The organism is Chryseobacterium taichungense, from assembly GCF_900109935.1.
GTDB classification, from domain to species: domain Bacteria; phylum Bacteroidota; class Bacteroidia; order Flavobacteriales; family Weeksellaceae; genus Chryseobacterium; species Chryseobacterium taichungense.
The window spans coordinates 312,457-333,733 of the sequence record NZ_FOBV01000004.1 but is presented as its reverse complement, the minus strand read 5'-3'; the positions used below and the strand labels follow the sequence as shown (position 1 = coordinate 333,733).

General features: G+C 39.7%; 14 protein-coding genes. All 14 read right to left on the bottom strand.

Annotated elements, in window-relative coordinates; translation table 11 throughout:
• Positions 1–37: 37 nt before the first annotated feature.
• Entirely contained in the window at positions 38–1,030 is a 993-nt protein-coding gene (locus BMW64_RS10845) for an aspartate-semialdehyde dehydrogenase (protein WP_089999981.1), read from the bottom strand.
• Between the two features lie 33 nt (positions 1,031–1,063).
• Entirely contained in the window at positions 1,064–1,501 is a 438-nt protein-coding gene (locus BMW64_RS10840; protein ID WP_089999980.1) for a hypothetical protein, read from the bottom strand.
• 87 nt (positions 1,502–1,588) lie between these two features.
• On the bottom strand, positions 1,589–4,195 hold the full coding sequence (locus BMW64_RS10835) for a TonB-dependent receptor (RefSeq protein ID WP_089999979.1): 2,607 nt from the start codon (positions 4,193–4,195) through the stop codon (positions 1,589–1,591).
• Between the two features lie 210 nt (positions 4,196–4,405).
• Positions 4,406–5,266 (bottom strand): carboxylating nicotinate-nucleotide diphosphorylase, encoded by an 861-nt coding sequence (gene nadC / locus BMW64_RS10830; protein ID WP_089999978.1) that lies wholly within the window; start codon positions 5,264–5,266, stop codon positions 4,406–4,408.
• Positions 5,267–5,278: 12 nt separating this feature from the next.
• Complete coding sequence (nadB, locus tag BMW64_RS10825) at positions 5,279–6,850, bottom strand: L-aspartate oxidase (protein ID WP_089999977.1); 1,572 nt, start codon at positions 6,848–6,850, stop codon at positions 5,279–5,281.
• 30 nt (positions 6,851–6,880) lie between these two features.
• Positions 6,881–7,507: an NAD(P)H-dependent oxidoreductase gene (locus tag BMW64_RS10820; RefSeq protein WP_089999976.1), complete on the bottom strand. Its 627-nt coding sequence runs from the start codon at positions 7,505–7,507 to the stop codon at positions 6,881–6,883.
• A 786-nt stretch (positions 7,508–8,293) separates the two neighbouring features.
• Positions 8,294–9,028 (bottom strand): DNA-binding domain-containing protein, encoded by a 735-nt coding sequence (locus tag BMW64_RS10810; protein WP_089999974.1) that lies wholly within the window; start codon positions 9,026–9,028, stop codon positions 8,294–8,296.
• A gap of 139 nt (positions 9,029–9,167) precedes the next feature.
• On the bottom strand, positions 9,168–10,763 hold the full coding sequence (locus BMW64_RS10805; RefSeq protein ID WP_143052683.1) for a fibrinogen-like YCDxxxxGGGW domain-containing protein: 1,596 nt from the start codon (positions 10,761–10,763) through the stop codon (positions 9,168–9,170).
• 313 nt (positions 10,764–11,076) lie between these two features.
• Entirely contained in the window at positions 11,077–11,637 is a 561-nt protein-coding gene (locus BMW64_RS10800) for a hypothetical protein (RefSeq protein WP_089999972.1), read from the bottom strand.
• Between the two features lie 380 nt (positions 11,638–12,017).
• Complete coding sequence (locus tag BMW64_RS10795) at positions 12,018–14,012, bottom strand: T9SS type B sorting domain-containing protein (RefSeq protein ID WP_089999971.1); 1,995 nt, start codon at positions 14,010–14,012, stop codon at positions 12,018–12,020.
• Positions 14,013–14,182: 170 nt separating this feature from the next.
• Positions 14,183–16,438 (bottom strand): T9SS type B sorting domain-containing protein, encoded by a 2,256-nt coding sequence (locus BMW64_RS10790; protein WP_089999970.1) that lies wholly within the window; start codon positions 16,436–16,438, stop codon positions 14,183–14,185.
• Positions 16,439–16,566: 128 nt separating this feature from the next.
• Positions 16,567–18,819, bottom strand: a complete 2,253-nt coding sequence (locus BMW64_RS10785; RefSeq protein WP_089999969.1) for a T9SS type B sorting domain-containing protein — start codon at positions 18,817–18,819, stop codon at positions 16,567–16,569.
• A 162-nt stretch (positions 18,820–18,981) separates the two neighbouring features.
• The gene (gene rnhA / locus BMW64_RS10780; protein WP_089999968.1) at positions 18,982–19,458 is read right to left on the bottom strand and encodes a ribonuclease HI; all 477 of its coding nucleotides are present in this window, start codon (positions 19,456–19,458) and stop codon (positions 18,982–18,984) included.
• Between the two features lie 70 nt (positions 19,459–19,528).
• Positions 19,529–21,121 (bottom strand): replicative DNA helicase, encoded by a 1,593-nt coding sequence (dnaB, locus tag BMW64_RS10775; protein WP_089999967.1) that lies wholly within the window; start codon positions 21,119–21,121, stop codon positions 19,529–19,531.
• Between the last annotated feature and the right edge of the window lie 156 nt (positions 21,122–21,277).

Sequence of the window (21,277 nt, the reverse complement as noted above, 5' to 3'; positions counted from 1 at the left end):
GAATCTCAATTCTGAGACTCTTTTATGTTTTGTTAGTTTACACTAAGTTGTTGGCTGCAAGATATTCTGCGATCTGTACTGCGTTGGTTGCGGCTCCTTTCCGAAGATTGTCTGCCACGATCCATAGATTCAGGGTCTTGGGTTGTGAAAGATCCCGTCTTATCCTCCCAACAAAGACCTCATCTTTACCCTCCGAGTACAACGGCATTGGGTATTCATTGTTCTTAACATTATCTACTACCACGACTCCTGGGGTTTCAGATAATATTTTTCTTACTTCATCCAGGTCGAATTCGTTTTCAAACTCAATGTTTACACTTTCCGAATGGCCTCCCTGAACCGGTACTCTTACTGCTGTTGCCGTAAGATTAAATGTGTCATCACCTAAAATTTTCTTAGGTTCTTTCATCAGTTTAATTTCTTCTTTGGTATAATCATCATCTGCAAAAACATCACAGTGAGGAAGAGCATTCTTAAAGATCTGATAAGGATATACTTTGGCAATGGTTTCATCACCACTGATCTCAGAATTCAGCTGATCTACGGCAGCTTTTCCGGTACCTGTAACCGACTGATAGGTAGAAACAATTACTCTTTTCAGATCATATTTTTTATTTAAAGGCCCTAAAACCATCACAAGCTGAATGGTAGAACAGTTCGGGTTGGCAATGATCTTATCTTCTTTAGTCAATACATCTGCATTGATTTCCGGCACGACCAGTTTCTTATCAGGATCCATTCTCCATGCAGAAGAATTGTCGATCACGGTAGTTCCCGCTTCGGCAAAAAGAGGAGCAAATTCTAGTGAAGTGGCACCTCCGGCAGAGAAGATGGCGATATCAGGTTTGGCAGCTATAGCGTCTTTCATGCTTACAATCGTAAATTCTTCCTGTTTATACTTCACCTTCTTACCAACAGATTTTTCGGATGCTACCGGGATTAATTCTGTGACAGGGAAGTTTCTCTCCTCGAGAACTTTAAGCATAACTTGTCCAACCATTCCTGTTGAACCTACTACAGCTACTTTCATTGATTTAATTAAAAATTGTTTATGTTAATATATTTATGCCCCGAAGACTCTGGCCCACGGGAACGCGAATGCAAATAAACCTACTGCGATCAGTCCCATGATCACCACTCCCAGAGATAGGGTAGGATTGGTTTTTACTTTTTTGTTTACAACGGTCATTAGAATAGCCGCGATCAGCATCGAAAACGGATGTTCTACATACTGGAATCTTGCATAAGAATCACTCATTAAGGTTCCTGCGGATAAAGCGGTCTTTACTCCTGGCGATACAAGCAATAAAGCAAGCCCAGCCAAGAACTGAACATGGAAAAAGATCATTGTGAAAAGTGTTGTTTTCTTAAGGAAATTATTCACTTTTCCGCTGTAGCCAAACATGGTTGCTAAAAGTGCGATAACAAATAAGGTCACTAAAAGTATTTCCAGATATCCGAATCCTTTGTGAGCATTAAGCAAAATGTTGTAAAAGTCCATAGTCTATTTTTTCTTGTTTTCTAGTGGCAAAGATAACAAAAATCCCGGCGAAAAGCCGGGATTGATATTTATAAAATCTATGTTTTATTAGAAGTTGAATGAAAGGTTGGCTGCCCAAGTTCTTCCGAATCCGAAGAATACTCTGTTACCATCAGCAATTCCTTTATACATTCTTCCTGCCTGCTCGTAAGTTTTACCTTTATCAGGGTCGTTATTAGCAGTAATAGTATCACTTCCAAAGATGTTTGTTGCACCGTCAGAAATATAGGTTGTATCTAATAAGTTGTAGATATTAAATCCAACTGTAAAATACTGATCATGATTTCTTAATCTGATTTTATAAGAAGCACCTATATCAAAAAGATTAAAATCTGGTAATTTAAGTGTTCCTCTTTCCTGATTTGCCACATTTGAGAACGTTTGTGCATCGATCGTTGAATAAACTTCACCAACGTATCTCCAAGTTCCATAGATATTAAGGTCTTTTACTGGCCTTACTGTTGCTCCTAAAGACGCAGTAAATTGTGGAATACTATTGTTACTACTTCCTCCTACTTTCACACCATCTAAATATAAAGTTGTGTTAGCTGCTCCATCAATAGGATTATTATTGTCATCAAAGTTTGTACCAGTAGCATTACCTTTATATTTATAATCGCCGATAGAAACCATTGCATTTATGTCTAGGAAAGAGACAGGCTTATATACTCCATCAAATTCAATTCCCATATGAAGTTGTGTGATTCCATTAATCTCAGTATATCCGTTCACAGTTCTTGTTCCTGTAGGAGTTGAAGCATCTGGAACTTGGAATTGGACATTTGATCTTCTTAGCCATCTATCAGCCCATTCAGTTCGGTATAAGTTAATGTTCGCACTTAGTTTAGGAGATCTGAATCCATAACCAATCTCTGTAGAAAATACTTTTTCATTAGTAAGATTAGGGTTTAATAATTGCTGGTTATTCGGATAAACTGAATTTAAGAATGGTTGTCTACTATAATATCCAATATTAGCAAAGACATTATGATTCTCATTAATGTTGTAGTTAGCTCCTCCTTTGATATTAAACCCGAAAAGATCTTTAAATCCAGTTTTTGTATTTACAGTTTGTCCTTTTAAAATACTTCCATCTTTTACAAAATTATCAATTCTCTGATAGCTTTGATTGGATACTGATCCTTGTACAAATGCTGATAGTTTATCATTTGTATATTCTAATTGACCAAAACCACTATACCACAAAACTTCTCCATCATTACTGTAGCCAATCTGCTCATTTAGAGGTGCAATTGAACCTCCAAACGGATTCCATGATAACTTTTTGTAGTCATATGCTTTGCTAACAACATAAGGCGCCTCGTTAGCATTTCCTCCTTCTTTATAACCGGTAGCTCCGTACAAATCAGATACTACTTGATAATGATAGCCATAATAATATCTATCGTCAGTACCTACTGAAAAATTCCAGTTGTCATTGATTTTATGTTGGAAATTCGCTAAGATACCATACCAGTTGTGAGAGTTTATACTAGCTCTTCTGATAAGTGTTCCACCATTTGGAGAAGTTGGTGCATAAGGATTAACCGCTGCATTGGCAGCAAAAACAGCGTCATAATTAAAATGTCCTGTATTGTCTGTAAAATTATTTACTAAGGTCTGGTTATTTACTCTTCCTAAATCACCTGTTCCACCGCCTCTACCATTCGACATATAAAGTACAGTACTTAGTTTTGACTTTTCACTCATGTTCCAGTCCCAGTTTAGCATCATTACAGGCTTAGCATAATAATTGGATCTGTTGGCTAATGCTACACGATCACCATTTGTATCAGTATAATATCCAAAATCTGAATTGTATTGTCTGTATGGTGTACCATCTTTATCAGGATTATATCTGATGTAATTGCCGATTGTTGGAGCAAATGTTCTTTGATCATGCCATTGAGGAGCAGAAGTAAGTGTAAACTGGAAGTTATGTTTTTTATTTGGCTCCCATCCTAAAGCAAAGTAATATGCATATGCTTCAAAATCTGTATTTTCTATATAAGTTCCTCCTGAGATTCTGCTCATTAAAATTGAAGAAGACCATCCTTTGTCACTTTTACCAGTATTATATGCAAAAGATGTTTTTAGATAATCATTGTTTCCAACTCCCAATCTTATAACTCCTCCTTTTTTCATATCAGCAGAACGGGTAAGATAATTAATTGTTCCACCAACAGAAGCAATTGCTAATTTGGATGATCCTAAACCTCTTTGTGTTTGAATAGTACTTGTTACATCTTGTAAACCTGTCCAGTTTGAGAAGTATACAGTACCTCCTTCCATATCATTTACCGGCATACCATTTACCATTACAGCAATGTTTCTGGATTCGAAACCTCTCATAGTAATACTACCATCTCCAAAACCTCCACCCGATTTAGTCGCATAAACTGAAGGGGTTGTGTTTAGGATCTCGGTAATTTCTTGATTTCCCAATCTTTCTATAATCTGTGCTGCCTTAATAGTTGATGCAGCAACCGGTGTCTTTCTATCCTTCGCGATATCGGTTACACCTTGTAAAATTACCTCCTCAATATCTTTGGACCTTGTGTCTTTTACAGTGTCCTGAACCTGTTGAGCGTAATAAACACTAGCTGTAGATAGCGTAATAGCTACAGTCAGTATTGATTTGTTGATTAATTTCATAATCGTTAGTAATAGTTAGATTTAAATTTTCTGCAAAATTGGTAAAATAAAATTTAACTAATATTAACTGTATGTTAATTTTTACTCGATCTTAATAAGTATTATATTTCTGATTTACAATGCGTTGAATAATAATCGACATTTCATATGAAAAAAATCACATTATTGAATTTTTAACAAAAAGCCCTTGTTTTTATTAAAAATTCAACGTTATTTAATGGCCTTAAGGCTGAGATCCATATTTTCTGCGGAGTGGGTTAAGGCTCCGGCCGAGATGTAAGTAACGCCTGTGGAAGCGATTTCTTTAAGCTGATCACGGGTAATTCCGCCGGAAGCTTCTGTCTCACAAGAGCCATTAACCATCTTTACAGCTTTCTTCATTGTTGCAACATCCATATTGTCAAGCATGATTCTGTCGACTTTTGCGTTGATGGCTTCCTGTACTTCTTCAAGATTTCTGGTTTCCACCTCGATCTTCAATTTCTTTTTATGTTTTTTAATATAATCCTTCGCCATTTTTACAGCATTGGTAATGCTTCCATTGTAGTCAATGTGATTATCTTTTAGCATGATCATATCATAAAGTCCATACCGGTGATTGGTTCCTCCGCCAATAGCTACCGCCCACTTTTCACAAATCCTGAAATTAGGAGTCGTTTTTCTGGTATCTAAAAGTTTGGTCTTGGTTCCTATCAGTCGCGAATCCCAGTCGTGGGTAAGGGTTGCGATCCCGCTCATTCGCTGCATACAGTTCAGAACAAGTCTTTCGGTTGATAATATAGACCTTGCGTTTCCTGTTACGATGAACGCAATATCACCGATTTTTACAGCGTCTCCATCTTTAACAAATGTTTCAACCTTAAGGCTTTTGTCAAATGTTTTAAAGATAATTTTTGCCAATTCAACTCCTGCAATGATGCAGTCTTGCTTTACAAGAAGTTTTGCTTTTTGTTCAAGGTCTTTTGGAATAGTGGAAAGGGTAGAGTGATCTCCATCCTGAATATCTTCTTCCAACGCATTTTTGATGAATTGTTTTAAAGCTTTATCTGTGACGTATGCGGGTCTTTTCATATTTTGTGAGGCTTAGGCTAAATCTTTATTGTAAAATGCTCCTTTATTCTCCTTCATTTCCATCGATTGGGTAATGATGAGGTGAGCAACGGTTGTTAAATTTCTCAGTTCCGAAAGTTGTGGGGAAAGAATAGAGTAGTGGTAAATTTCATTTACGGCAGCCGCGATTTCCTGATGTTTCTGAAGCGCCATATTCAGACGGCGGTTGCTTCTTACGATTCCTACAAGGTCGCTCATCATTTCCTGAAGTTGTTTTCTTAGATAAGAAACAATTACCATTTCATCCATGATCTTCATTCCTTCTTCATTCCATTCCGGAACGGCTTTTAAATCGTCGAAATTAAAATTGTTTTCATTTAAAAGCTCAACGGTTTTCATAGCGGCATTATGACCGAAAACGAGTCCTTCGAGCAATGAATTTGAAGCCAGTCTGTTAGCCCCATGAAGCCCTGAATTGGTACACTCTCCCACGGCAAACAAGTTTCTTATGGAAGACTGCCCGTCTTTATCAACTTCAATACCACCCATCAGATAATGGCAGGCCGGTACCACGGGAATCAGCTGTGTGAAAGGATCAATTCCTTCATCTTTACATTTTTTATAAATATTCGGGAAATGCTCAAGGAATTTCTCATGATTCATTTCGCGGCAGTCTAGCCCTACATATTCATCACCAGTAATTTTCATTTCGGCGTCAATGGCTCTTGCTACGATATCTCTCGAGGCTAGTTCTTCACGCTCATCATATTTGTGCATGAATTTTTCTCCTCTTTTGGTTCTTAATTTTGCACCGTCTCCACGTACTGCTTCGGAGATCAGGAACAGCATTCCGTCGATCTTACTGTATAAAGCAGTAGGGTGGAACTGGTAGTACTGCATATTCGAGACCTTTCCTTTTGCTCTCGCCACAAAAGCGATTCCATCACCGGTTGCAATCGTAGGATTGGTGGTGTTTTTGTAAACATGTCCGGCACCACCTGTAGCTACCAGGGTTATCTTTGAAGTGATCTTTTTTATTTTTTTAGACTTTTCATCTAAAATATAAGCTCCATAACAGTGGATGTCTCCTTCATTCAGCTCTTTTCCCGGAACGTGGTGCTGGGTGATAATGTCGATGACATAATGATGATCCAAGATTTCAATATTTTCACTTTTATTGGCTGTTTCCAACAGTGCTCTTTCGATCTCGAAACCTGTGATATCCTTGTGATGTACAATCCGGTTTTCCGTGTGTCCGCCTTCTCTTCCTAAAGCAAATTCCCCGTTTTTCATGTCGAAGTTGGCACCCCATTCCACAATTTCGTTGAATCTTGCGGGAGCTTCTGTGACGACCATTTTTACGACATCGCGTTTGTTTTCGCCGTCACCGGCACGCATGGTGTCTTCAATATGTTTGTCGAAATTATCATTTTTAGAATCCGTAACCACTGCAAGACCGCCCTGTGCGTATTTGGTATTGCTTTCATCTTCGTCAGATTTTGTTACGATAATTATTTTGGCATCAGGTAGCTGCTCAGAAACTTTAATGGCATAGGAAAGTCCCGAAATCCCGGAACCGATTACTAATACATCCGCTTTTATCATATCCTTAGTTTAAGACAATCGTCTAAATAATTAAATAAATTTAAACAATTTTTCGTTTGGTTTTCTTACTTTTTTCATGTGCTGGAAATGATCTTCTTCCGAGCGGTAGCCTAAAGCGAGGGTCACGGTTACCTTTTCGGATTCGGGATCTATATCTAAAATCTTTTCGATAAGATCCTGGCGGAAGCCTTCCATCGGGCAGGTGTCTACACTTTCAATAGCTGCCGTATACATGAGGTTGGCCAAGACTATATAAGACTGCTTTTCTGCCCAGTTGAATATTTCATCCTGGGTTTTTTGGTTAATATGCTGATTGATGCTGTTTCTGAAAAGATCAAGTTTCTCAGGCGGGGTTTCCCTCACTTCTGAAATATGGCGGAAGTATCCGTTTACATAGCTTTCGTCTAAGATTTTCTTTGAAATAATAACGATCAGATGTGAGCACGTGGAAATCTGCGACGGATTATAAAATGCCGGAATCAGTTTTTCTTTCATTTCCTTACTTTCCACGACGATGATTTTGTAAGGCTGAAGACCCAGAGAGCTTGCCGATAATTTTCCGGATTCCAGAATGTTCTGCAATGTTTCCCGGGGTATAATTTCGGCATTAAATTTTTTCACAGAATATCTTCTGCTTAAAGCTTCCAAATAATTCATATGACAAATTTAAGAATTGAGTGTGAATTAACTGAGCCTAAAAACATCCTTTTTGTATTAAAACATTCTTTTATATGCAAAAAGTTAATTTTTGATGACCAAATGCAAAAATCTCTTTGAATTAAAAGATCATCTTTTCGATATATAAGTAATGAATAATTGAATTAGTCAGTTATATATAGAATTTGAAAACAAAAGGTGGCTTCGGCTGCGCTCAGCCACCAATCTCGGAATATTTCTTAAACCACCCCGTCAAAAATTCTTTCGAATTTTCGCCACCCCTCCATTGAGGGGAATTTTCCCTACTGTTTTCTAACGCTGAACTTTGTAGTTGCCATGATGATGGAAATGATGACATCCGTTTAATGGCGGCTGAGGTAGCTCGAAGCCACCAGTCCTTCCAGAGTAATGCGGGCCTTCGAGAGCCAGGCGCCGCCACTCGACTACTTTTGTCGCTCCGTAGAAGTCTATATATCCTAACCGAAGGGAACGCTCCTACTCTAAAACTCTCAAACCCTCCAACACAACGGTGGCTGAGCGGAGCCGAAGCCAAAACTCCGGCCGGGAAAAGTTCCCAACCGGAGTAACACACTGATGAAAATACCCATCTTTACGATGGAATGATAGCTTGTTCTTGCGTTGAGGTTGAGCCTTACTATGGTACTAAATAACCTCCGTACGGTCAACACACCCACACTCGGGCGGTCAACACACCCTTGACCGAGCGGTCAACGCACCCTTGATCGGGCGGTCAACACGGTGTTGACTGTAGCGCTTCTTTTTCCCTTACACCACAGTAAGTACTTTATCAAGGGTAGCCGTTCGCACTTCTTTCAGAAGAGCGCCCTGGGTGAACTGCGTTACCACTTCCAGATTATAGGTGCCTGCTGCTAATTGAGGAATTACCACCATAACCTCCGAAGGGTTATTCGTGACAATATCACTCTGCTCTACTTTGGTTCTTTCCTGTGTTGCAGTGTCTACAAAATAGATCCCTACCGAAGAATCTTCGCCAGCGACTTTGATCTTGCTGCCCACGATCTTCAGGTTTCTTCCCGGAGTCAAAAGATCATTCACTGAACCGCTCTTCACATCGGTTACCTGTAAGATGACCGCAGAAGCTTCTGCTACCCCCAGAATATTAACCTCAATGTTGGGAATCTCTGCCCGTAGTTTTTCTCCCTGATTGAACTGGAAGATAATGCTGTGCTTGTCTTTATTAAAAGTCTCCGAAGGACTGTCGAACACCCCACGAATAGTAGTGCTTGCGGTAAAATACCCGGTATTCACTGAAAAGCCATCACAAAGCTGGTAGGCCATTTCTTTAAGGAAAAGCTCGGTCGCATGCTCCATAGCCGAAGCGGAAACATCTGCACCACCACGGCTGGCGGCGGCTTCACATATCTGCTTTACAGAAAGGGAACGCTCACTTGCCGTACGGGCAATGAAATCATTGGGGTTGTCTTTCGTTAAAACGTTATCGTACAGATACGCTTTGATGCGGTGAAGAATTTTTGACATAAGTATTGGTTTTAAAATTATCGTTGGTATTAAAAACCTTCAAGGTTTAGAGTTAGAATTAATTATTATAGTTGTTATCTGACTATTGGTACGAGCCTAAATCTCTTTATATTTTAGCGAATGCTCGCACTAGCAAGTTTTATCGTACATAAGTCCTTATCAATGATGATGTACCATTGCTCGTATAAGTTCCACCACAATCGGAATGGTATTCAGAATTGATAACTCCATATCCAAACATTCTATAGAGTACTATTCCGCTACATCCTCCCGCGACACTTCTATTAGCTGAAATAACCATTGGCGTATTACCAAATCCAGTAAAAGATTCAGGATAGTTTAAGATATTATGAGCAGGAAGCTTACTGAAATTGTTTGTAAGTGCTGTATTGGCCTTCAATGCGCTTATATTCGCAACTAAACTTGTCTTTATATCCAAAATATCACTTGAGCTATAATAACCTCCTTCTGCTCTCCAACGTACTTCCGTAAAAGAAATCGTATTCAAAATGGAAGAATTTATCTGTCCCCAAGTTATTGTATTTGAAGCTTCATTGGCTCCTAGGCTTCCTTGAATCAAAGGGAAATAAGCAAGCTGAGTCCCCATTGTTCCATTGTTTGCTGTCCGTGTATAGTTGCTGATTAAGGTCCAGCCTCCTCCGTCGGTTGTCATATCACATTGCGCCTTCATCGGTGCATATGTAGCTCCTGCCTGATCGATATCTACATAATAAACTCCGTCTGCTGTTGTCAATCCTTTATCTTTAATTTCCTTACAGCTTGCACAAGGTCCCAGATAGATGGTACATCCGCCAGCAGTCGTAAAGGTTACCGCTCCATTGGTTGCACCGGTGTAAGTTCCTGATAAGGTATAGGTAAGATTTCCGCTGATGCTGTAGTTTCCTGCGGTAAGCGTTAGGGTGAGTCCACTTTGAGTAAGCGTTTCCCCTGTGTAAGCACATGAGCTTCCCCCTGCCGTGTATGGCAATGTATAGGTTCCTGAATAAGATGTTCCGTTGATCAGCCCATTGAGCCTATATTCAGGTGATACGCTTCCCCATGATCCTGCACTGCAGGTAAAATTAGGCATTACTGTGGAAGTTTTAACCGAACTCAGCGTAAGCTTGCTCCATGTTGCACTGAGCGTTCCACATGCCGCAGGAGTCCCGGATAATGTATAAGTTACCGTCACCGTTCCTCCCGCTATCAAAGTACTGGAGGTAGGACTTACAGAAGCGACTGAAAGACCGGTAACGCCTGAGAGCGCAAGGTCTGACGTACTGAAAGCAATGGTAGCCGTGCTGAAGGAATTATTGGTTAAAGTTACTGTAAATGTGTTAGAAGCGGTCATGGCCGTCCCTGCTTTGTAAGTTCCGTTAAGGGCCGAAGACGTTACCACTACGGACGGAACGGAAGAGTTGGAAAGTTTCTGCCAGACACTTCCATCAAAATAATAGTATCCTTCAGCGGTAATATTAGCCGTTTTTGTGCTGGGAGAAGCAACCGCTGAAAGAGCATAGACAATAGCTCCTTTCTGAGCAGTGTCGTAATTTGCGTCTTTTCCTTTAATATCAACCCCCTCTAATCTTGGGGCAATAAGTCCTTCGGCGGTGGTGCTGCCTGTAGATTTAGCGGTAATATCGAGGGTGGCTTTAGGAGAGGTATTATTAATCCCCACCTGAGCGAATGCGGTCATGCTGAACAGCAGGGCAATGGTTGTAAATAAATGTTTCATTGTTTTGTATTTAGGTTGTTGTTGTATTTTTAATTGTGAACACGAAGTGCACTGAGGTTTCTTATCTGTGATATGCTTTTGAGTTTCACAAAGGCGTTCTACTTAAAAAGAGTCCGCTAAGCTGGTTCTTTAAACACGAATGGCACTACTGGTTAGGCACTAATTTCACAAATGTTGTGTGAAAATCTTTGCTTGAGATCCCTACGGGATGACAAACGGAGTGAAAAGGTGTCCTGTCGTATTAAAGCATTTGTGAAATTAGTGCATAGGTATTTGTGCTCATTTGTGTTTAAATAATTCGTGTCATTTGTGTTTAATAAAATGTTGCAAATATGGGAGGAGGGCGACTAAAATGGTTGGTGATAATTTCTAAAAGGTTTAAATGGTTAATATGTTTATATAGAAGTTTCTTTTCTGAGACAATCACATTTGACAAAACACAAAAGTCAAAGCCTGTTATTTTATGATTTAGCTTTATCGGAAAAGTATTTCCCAAAATGGCAATTGATGAAGGATTGCTTGAGTTTCCAACATAATGGGAACTCTTCGGAATTATAAAGCTGACTTGATTTGATAGGTTAACATTTTTGCCACTGGACGGCAGTTTTAGCTTAAAGAGAACTTTACGCTTGTTTGCGTTAAACTGTTTTACGATCTTATTTTTTTCCGAAAGAGACTGTGAAGACGATGTTTCAATCGGTGATTCAACATAGAGATAAGAATCTTCGGAAATAAAAAGTGTTGAGTCGGAATAAGAAAAGGAAGTCTGGGAACTGATGAAAATAGCAATGAAAAATACCTGCAAACACAGCATCCTTAAGCTAAAACGCAGAAAATAAGGGAGCTGAGAAAGGGGCATCATTTGTTTTTTCATTGTGTAAAAAAAGGTAGTCAGACTTAGACTATTTTTAACATCAACGATTTAAGAATCAATGAGGTTTTCTTTTTTTAAGGTGAAAAAGGGGATGATTTATTTTGCTCTAAAACGGCCAATTTTTAAGGATAATTGGGGTTTCGAATTAATTAACCTATTAAAAAACAACAGATTATTATTTGGAAGTAATGATAATTTGTTTACATTTGTCTCAGAAAAAGTAGTCTAAGTCTGACTACTTTTTTTTATAAGTTTTCTTTGAAGCCTGCCTAAATCTCAACATCAGTTATTATCTCAACATTCACTAAGACTGTATCCTTTTAAGCATAAAAAAAGCGACTGTGTTGATACAGCCGCTCTTTAAAGATATAAATTAATTTTTAATCCCTGTTTTTAACCAATACCCATCCAGAATATTTTACAGGGGTATTCTTCTTATCATTCTCATTCCAGGAAATGGAATACCAGTAGCTTCCTGTAGAAACTTTTCTTCCGCCCATAGTTCCGTCCCATCTGTAACGATTCGTTTTATCGGCTTTGTGAATCATCGCTCCATAACGGTCAAACACATTGAAAACAAGGTTTTGTTTTCCGGCAAGCGCTGAATAATCGATTCCGTCATTTACGCCGTCACCATTAGGGGTGATCACATTGATGATATTCGGAACGACCACGGTGATGTCAATAGGCTCACAATCGTAGGCATCTTTTACATAAATTTTTAAATCCCCTCTCGGCACATTCTTAAATTCATTAGAATCCTGCCAGTTGATTCCGTCTGTAGAGTATTTATAAGGTGCAGTTCCTCCGATCGCATACACTGTAACCACATTATTGGAAATATCAACACTTGAAATCACAGGTTGTTCAGAGGCATATACTTTTACGGTTTGCGTAGCCACACAGTTTCCTGTTTTCAGTTTTACCCAGTAGGTACCTACTCCAACATTAGAAATGGTTCTGGTGTTGGCTCCTGTGCTCCACTCATACGCTGCAAATCCAGGTCCCGCATCCAGGGTTGTTGTGCTTTCCATGCAAATGATCTTATCCTCAAGCACGCTAGAGAAGACTGGTGGAATAACTTCCAGTGTCACTTTTGCAATATCAAAGCACCCGAATGAATTGCTTACCCTGATGTAGATAACACCATTTGGAGCAATGTAGTTGCTCGGATTCGGAATTTCATTGGTTTGATTCTGGGCATCCGTTAAAGAAGGATAATATTTTTTCGTGATACCACCCGATGTGCCGATAACTGCCGCAGTCGTAAGATCAAAATGCCCTGTAGCAGGATTGGTTTCCAGGAAGCATGTTCTTAAAGAAGCATCAGTTGTTGTAACGGTAGGGGCAACTTTCAATGCGATTGTCGCATCATTATTATCGCACAACACCGAAGACGGGTCTTTAATAACTACTGAAATATTGGTATCCGCGGTATACTGGAAATTAGTAGGGTTGGCAATCGGTGTTCCGCTTCCTGTCACATAATACGTAAAGTTATAATTGCTTGGAGTAGCAGTAAACTGGGAGTTTAATGAAGTTAAATCAATACTCGCCATACCCGTTACATCCGGACAAATATTCTTTGTAATTGTCGAAACCAGCAACGGAATTTTATCTACATAAACCTTTACATTTTTGATCGAATGTCTTGATCTGTTTCCTCCGGTAGAAGCAGAGAATCCGAAATAACCTACCGTCATTGCGGCTGCGGTTCCTGACGGCGCGAAAGACTGGTTACAGATCAAATTTCCATTTATGGTAATTTTTACGATCCAGTTGGCCGGGGCGGCAGGATCTACTTCTGCAGTTACCTCGACATGCTTATACGTTGTTCCCTGGAAAGGAAGGGTGGTATTCATATCCGGTGAGTGGAAAGAGCTTCCCGGGATATTGAAGAATTCAACGTTGTTGCTGTCTGTTGTGTTTTCAACCTGTCCGTATGCTACGTGAACTTTACTCATTACGGCAGTCGTGGTGTTGTTGTAGGTATCAAATCCTACAATGAAACCTACTGCATTCTGTGATACCCCGAGCCCAGAACCCAGCACGCTGGCCACCGGCGGATTGGCAAGATACCAGAAAGCAATACCGTCTCCGTTTGCGGTCTGGTTAGAATCCATTCTGAAATCGAATTCTACTCTCCATTTATCGCAATACTTAAGGTTGATAGGTTCGTTAAGGCGTATAGATCCGGACTGATTGTTGGTGTCCGGGGTCAGCTGTACAAAATCTGTATTCACTACAGTGGGGGCAACCATCGTCCAACCTGTAGTATTTACAGGATTTCCTGTAAGCTGGTAGGTTTGTGAAGCTGCCTTGTTGTAGAATACAAGTACGAAAATAAAAAATAAAAAAAGGTAGTTTTTCTTCATATAATAAAGTATTAGTTTATGATTGTAAATGTAGTTAAATTATAAAAGCATTTGTGGTGCCTTCCTTTTATGTCATACTGATGAGTAGATAATGTGTACCGGAATTTATATTATTCTTAATGAAAGATCACTCCAAAAGAATGAAGTGATCTTCGTTTATAAATTAATAGTTAATCTCTGTTTTTCACAAGAATCCATCCTGAATATTTTACAGGAGTGTTCTTTTTGTCATTTTCATTCCATGAAACGGAATACCAGTAATTTCCTGTAGGTACTTTTCTACCTGCTACAGTTCCGTCCCATTTGTATCGGTTGGATTTGTCTGCCTGGTGAATTTTAGCACCATACCTATCATAGACATTAAATATTAAATTCTGTTTTCCGGCAAGCGCTGAATAATCTACGGCATCATTTATTCCATCTCCGTTCGGGGTGATTACATTAATAATATTTGGTACTACAATGGTAATTTCAATCGGGTTACAGTCATAGGCATCTTTTACGAAAATGTGACTATCACCTCTCGGCATGTTCTTAAATTCATTAGACTCCTGCCAGTTGATCCCGTCTGTAGAATACTGGTAAGGAGCAGCTCCACCATTTACATATACGGTAACCGTTGTATTTGAAATATCAACACTGGTTATCACAGGTTGTTCTGAAGCATAGACTTTTACGGTCTGGGTAACTACACAGTCTCCTGTTTTTAATTTTACCCAATATAAACCTACTCCAGCCGTTATTGTTCTGGAAGTTGCGCCGGTGCTCCATTCGTACGCCGTAAATCCGGGACCTGCATCAAGGATTGTAGTGTCTTCCATACAGATGATCTTGTCATCCAGTGTGGTAGAGAAAACCTGAGGGATAACAACGAGATTCACCTTGGCAATCGCATAACATCCGTTTGTGTTGGTAACTTTTATATAAATGACTCCGTTTGGAGAAATGTAAGAATTAAAGGTCAAAATTTCATTGACTCCGTTCTGGGCATCTGCTAAAGAAGGATAATATTTTTTGGTTATACCACTTTGCGAGTTAACAGGTGCAGTAGTAAGATTAAATAATCCAGTTGAAGGATTACTTTCAATAGCACAAGCTCTTAAAGTCGCTTCCTGAACCTCTACCACTGGAAATAAAGCCAGTGTGATCTGAGCAACATCCGTACATCCCTGTGGGGTAGTCACCTGAGCGTAAATGGTAGCTGCAGGCGAAAGATAGGCCGAAGGACTGGTAATAGGATTGATGTGATTATTGAGATCATACATCGTATTGTAGAATATGGAGGTACTTCCGGGAACTGATGACACCGCAGCTGAAGTAAGATCAAATACAGCACCTCCCGCATTATTGTTGTTACATCCCGTCAGCGTTACATCATTTGCAGCAAAAGGACTTGGTGTAAGAACGATCTTTCCGTCACCATTGTCGCATAAAGTGGAAGAAGGATCTTTCACAACGACGGTAATAGTGGTTGTTCCTGTAGCATACTGATAATTGGAAGGGTTGGAGATTGGTGTTCCTCCGGGCCCAAAATAAGAAAAAGTATAGTTTGCTGGATTGGTCACAAATTGGTTCTGGAAAGAAGTTAAATCTACTGTTCCGTTACCTGTTGCAGGATTTACGCAGACAAAAGGATTAATAGTATTCGTTAAGATCGGAACCTTGTCGATATAGATTTTTGCATTTTTAATGGAATGCCTTGCGCTTGCCCCTCCGGTTGCCGCAGAAAAACCAAAATAGCCGGTCGTCATTCCTATTGCCCCTCCGGAAGGTGCAAAAGATTGATCTACAATCTGTACACCATCTATTTTTATCTTAATGATCCAGCTGGTGGGATTGGCTGGATCTGTTTCCCCATTCACTTCCACGTGTTTATAAGTGGCTCCTACAAATGGTTGGGTAGGATTAAGATCCTGGGAGTGGAATGTGCTTCCCGCTGTATTATTGTATTCGATATTATTGTTCAGCCCGTTATTCGTTCCGTATAAGACATGAATTTTACTCATCTGTCCTTCCGTTGAATTGTTGAAAATATCAAAACCGACCATCAGTCCGCTGGCATTAGCCGGAATTCCCAGTCCTCCTCCCGATACGAAGCCTGTTGGCGGATTGGCGAGATACCAGAATGTAAAGCCGTCACCTCTTCCATATTGCGCAGTTCCGTTTCCGTCAATTCTGAAATCGAATTCCACTTTCCATTTGTCACAATATTTTAAGTTGATAGGATCCTGAAGTTTTATGGCGCCATATTGATTTCCAACATCCTGGGTAAGTTGTATGAAATCCGTATTTACAGTGGCACTGGAAACGAGATCCCACCCTGTAGTAACGACAGGGTTGCCGGCAAGCTGATACGTTTGCGCAGAAAACTTGCAAGATAAAAATAAGAGAATCAGGAAAAGATAATAAAAACCATTGTTTTTCATGAAGTGGTTAATTGTTTAATTAATAAGTTTTACTGGTCATTTGTGTTTTTAGCTGATATCTATATGATATTCTGATGAGGTTTTAAAAAAGATCACTCCGGTTTGCGGGTGATCTTTTTTAATGCTGATTATTCTCTGTTTTTTACCAATACCCATCCATTATAGGTTGTCTGTGTATTGTTTTTGTCATTTTCGTTCCAGGTGATGGTATACCAGTAGGTTCCGGTGATCACTTTTTTGCCTCCGGTGGTTCCGTCCCATTTGTAGTTTCTAAGTTTGTCTGCTTCATACAGTTTGTTTCCATATCTGTCATAGATCGTGAAGACAAGATTTTTCTTATATGCCAATGCGGAATAATCGATATAATCATTTTTGTTATCTCCATTCGGCGTAATAGCATTGATAAGATTTGGAACGGTGATCTGTACATGAATTGGCGTACAGTCATAAGCGTCTTTTACATAAACAACCACTTCGCCCCTCGCAAGACCCGTGAAGATATTGGAATCCTGCCAGTTAACACCGTCAAGAGAATACTGATACGGAGCTTTTCCTCCTTTTACGTTTACTGTAATCGTATTGTTGGTAATGTCAATATTTGAAATAACTGGCTGAGGAGCAGGATTTACTCTTACCATCTGCATGGTAGTACATCTTCCTGACTTCAGTTGAACCCAATATAAACCAGGGGTTACATCCTGAATAGTCTGGGTGTTTTCTCCCGTACTCCACAAGTAAGTATCAAATCCGGCACCTGCATCAAGAGTTGTCTTGTCATCAATACAGATGGTTTTGTCCATCAGTACTGAAGAATAGATTGGAGGTAAAACTTTAAGGGTTATTTTAACGATAATGTAACATCCTGCAAGATTGGTAATTCTCACATAAACTGTTGATGATGTCGAAATATAGTTGTTGGCTGGTACAATTTCGTTGGTTTCGGCAAGTGCATCAGCTTCAGTTTTGTAATACTTTTTAGTAACGCCAGACGCTGAAGTTACATTGGCCTGTGTCAGGTCAAAAGAAGCTGTAGTAGGCGCTCCCTCTATAAAACATGATTCTATCGTCGCATCATTCGACACAATCGGTGGGAAAAATGCCAAAGTGATCGGCGCAGAACCCACGCATCCTAACGGTGTAGTTACTTTTACATAGACAATTCCCGGAGCAGATACATAATTTGCAAAATTTGTGATTTCATTGACCCCGTTATTCAGGTTTTCCAGTGTTTTATAGTATTTTTTTGTTGATCCGGCGGGCTCATTAACGTTAGCCTGAGTCAGATTGAAGGTTGCCGTTCCTGCGTTATTATTGTTACATGCAGTAAGCGTTGCCGGTGTTGCCGTAAATGGCGAAAGATTAAGTTGTATTTTACCATCCGGGTTATCGCACAGAATTCCCGAATTATCCTTAATTAGCACTGACACCGTAGTATTGGCACTGAATTGAAAATTATTAGGATTTGTAATCGGTGTTCCTGATACACTGTATGAAAACGTGTAATTAGCAGGATTGGTTACAAACTGGCTTTGATAATTCGTTAAGTTTACAGTTCCCTGTCCGGTAGAAGGATTTGGACAAAAAGTATCTGTTACGGTAGCCTGATTAATCGCTACTTTATCAATATAAACCTTTACATTTTTAATCGAATGTCTGGATCTGTTCCCTCCGGTAGAAGCAGAGAATCCGAAATAGCCTACTGTCATTCCAGCTGCCGTTCCAGATGGTGCAAAAGACTGGCTACAGATCAAATTTCCATCTATGGTAATTTTTACGATCCAGTTGGCCGGGGCAGCAGGATCTACCTGCGCAGTTACCTCGACATGCTTATACGTTGTTCCCTGGAAAGGAAGGGTGGTATTCATATCCGGTGAGTGGAAAGAACTTCCGGCAACATTGAAAAATTCAACATTGTTGTTATCCGTTGTATTGGCAACCTGTCCGTATGCTACGTGAACTTTACTCATTACGGCAGTCGTGGTGTTGTTATAGGTATCAAATCCTACAATAAAGCCCACTGCATTCTGTGATACACCTAAACCGGAGCCCAGTACACTGGCAACCGGCGGATTGGCAAGGTACCAGAAAGCAATACCGTCACCGTTTGCAGTCTGGTTAGAATCCATTCTGAAATCGAATTCCACTCTCCATTTATCACAATACTTAAGGTTTATAGGTTCGTTAAGCCGTATAGATCCGGATTGATTGTTGGTGTCCGGGGTCAGCTGTACAAAATCTGTATTCACTACAGTGGGTGCAACCATCGTCCAACCCGTGGTATTTACAGGGTTTCCTGTAAGCTGATAGGTTTGGGCGAAAAAATGTTGCGGAAAGCACAGCAGTAAATTCAGAAATAAAAGAAGGTAGATTTTTTTACTCATTTATTAGACACTTAAATTAGACGTGTCAAAGATATTAAATCCTAATCAATAAATATATATTTAATATTAATTTTACTGGAATTGATGGTGATATTGTAATAAATGATAAGTTAAAACATGAAATACTGAAAAGTTGTCAGCAATATTTAGTTTCAATATAAATTAAAATAAAGAATTGTTTTCCTGATTTTCAAAATAGGAATCGATTTCCAAATCAGCTGATGCTGCGGCAGTTACGGCAAGTTTATCACAAAGTTCGTTCTCGAAATGGCCTGCGTGCCCTTTGATCCAGTGCATCTTTGGCTTGTATAAATTATATAATACCACAAATCTTTGCCAAAGGTCGGGGTTTTTGACATTTTTCCAGCCTCTTTTGATCCAACCGGCGAGCCAGTTCTGATTAATGGCATCTGCAACATATTTGCTGTCGGTGTATATATGAATATCATTTTCCGGAGATTTCAGCTTTTCCAAAGCAGTAATGACTGCAAGAAGCTCCATCCGGTTGTTGGTTGTTTTCCTGAAACCTTTCGAAAATGTTTTCTGATATTTTTTTTCGGGTACCCGCATGAGAATTCCATATCCGCCTTTTCCAGGATTTCCGCTGCACGCTCCATCGGTGTATATTTCAATTTTCATTAGGCTTAAGGATGAGGTTAAGATTGAGGCTAAGGTTTATATCCTTAATCTAAATCTTAGTTTTTATTTTTTAAAATGGAAAATCGTCATCATCATCAAAATCGTTCATGGAAGATCCTGATACCTGGGAATTATTTGGCAGGTCAAATGCCGCCCCCGGCTGAATGGTTGTTTTGATTTTATCAAAGCCGCTCGGTTCTCCGGATCCGAAATTTGAAGGGTATCCGCCTCCCATTCCTCCGTCAAAAGCTGCCTCGATATCGCCGAATTTGGCAAAATGTTTTAAGAAAGATAATCTTACGTCAGCTGTTGCTCCATTTCTGTGCTTGGCAATGATAAGTTCGGCCTGGTTTTCGGTGGAGGTTTCCTGGCCTTCTTCGTCATTATCCCAAACGGTAATTTTATAGTATTCCGGACGGAAGATGAATGATACGATATCCGCGTCCTGCTCAATCGCTCCTGATTCCCTAAGGTCGGAAAGCTGAGGTCTTTTCCCGGGACGGGTTTCCACACTACGCGAAAGCTGGGAAAGGGCAATCACAGGAACGTTAAGTTCTTTTGCAATCGCTTTCAGGGAACGTGAGATCATGGAAATCTCCTGTTCACGGTTTCCGGTTCCTTTTCCTCCACCGCCGGCGGTCATCAGCTGAAGGTAGTCGACCATGATGAGTCTGACTCCATGTTGCATTACCAGTCGTCTGCACTTTGCACGGAAGTCGAATATGGAAAGGGAAGGGGTTTCATCAATATATAAAGGAGCATTTTCCAGTTCTGAAACGTTGGAGAATAGTCTTTGCCATTCTTCATCGTCCAGGGTTCCTTTTCTTAATTTTTCTGAAGAAATTCTTGTTTCAGAGGCAATCATCCTCGTGATAAGCTGTACGGAAGCCATCTCGAGAGAGAACAGTGCCATCGGAATTTTGTGTCCTACCGCAATATTTCTTGCCATGGAAAGAAGAAATGCTGTTTTTCCCATCGCCGGACGTGCCGCAATAATGATAAGGTCGGAATTCTGCCATCCGCCGGTTTCTTTATCCACGTCACGGAATCCTGAAGGAACTCCGGAAAGACCTTCTTTATCTTTAAGTGATTTAATGGTGTCAATAGCTTGTTTCACTAATGAGTTAGCTGTATCAAACCCCTTTTTAATTGTTCCGTTGGTAATCTCAAAGAATGACTGTTCGGCTTTATCTAAAAGTTCAAAAACATCGGTAGCTTCTTTATAGGCCGCATCGATAACATTTGCCGAAACATTAATTAAGCTTCTTAAGATATATTTTTCCAGAATAACACGAACGTGATATTCAATGTGTGCAGATGAACTTACTCCCATTGTAAGATCAATAATATAGCTGTCTCCTCCTGCCAAATTCAATTTGCCATCCTTCTTCAGATCCTGAATAATGGTCATTAAATCCACAGGTTGATTGCCTTCGTAAAGTTTTAAAATGGTAGAAAAAATTACCTGATGTCTCGGATCATAAAAAACTTCCGGTGTCAGTAAGTCAATAGAATGATCAAGACCTTTTTTGTCGATCAAAAAAGTTCCGATAACCAGTCTTTCGAAATCCAGTGCATTTGGTGGCATTTTACCATCTGCAATAGAGAGTTCTTTTGCAAAGTTTCCGTTCGTCAATGAAGATAGTGTTTCTTTCTGCGCCATAGTTCTGCAAAGATAGTTTTTTTGATAAGCAATTAAAAAATAGTATTCAACAATTTATGAACACAGTGGTACGTCAATATACTAATGATGCAGTTTTGTGTTGATGTGAATAAAAAAATCACCCCTAATAAGAGGTGATTTAAGTAGTTGAAAATT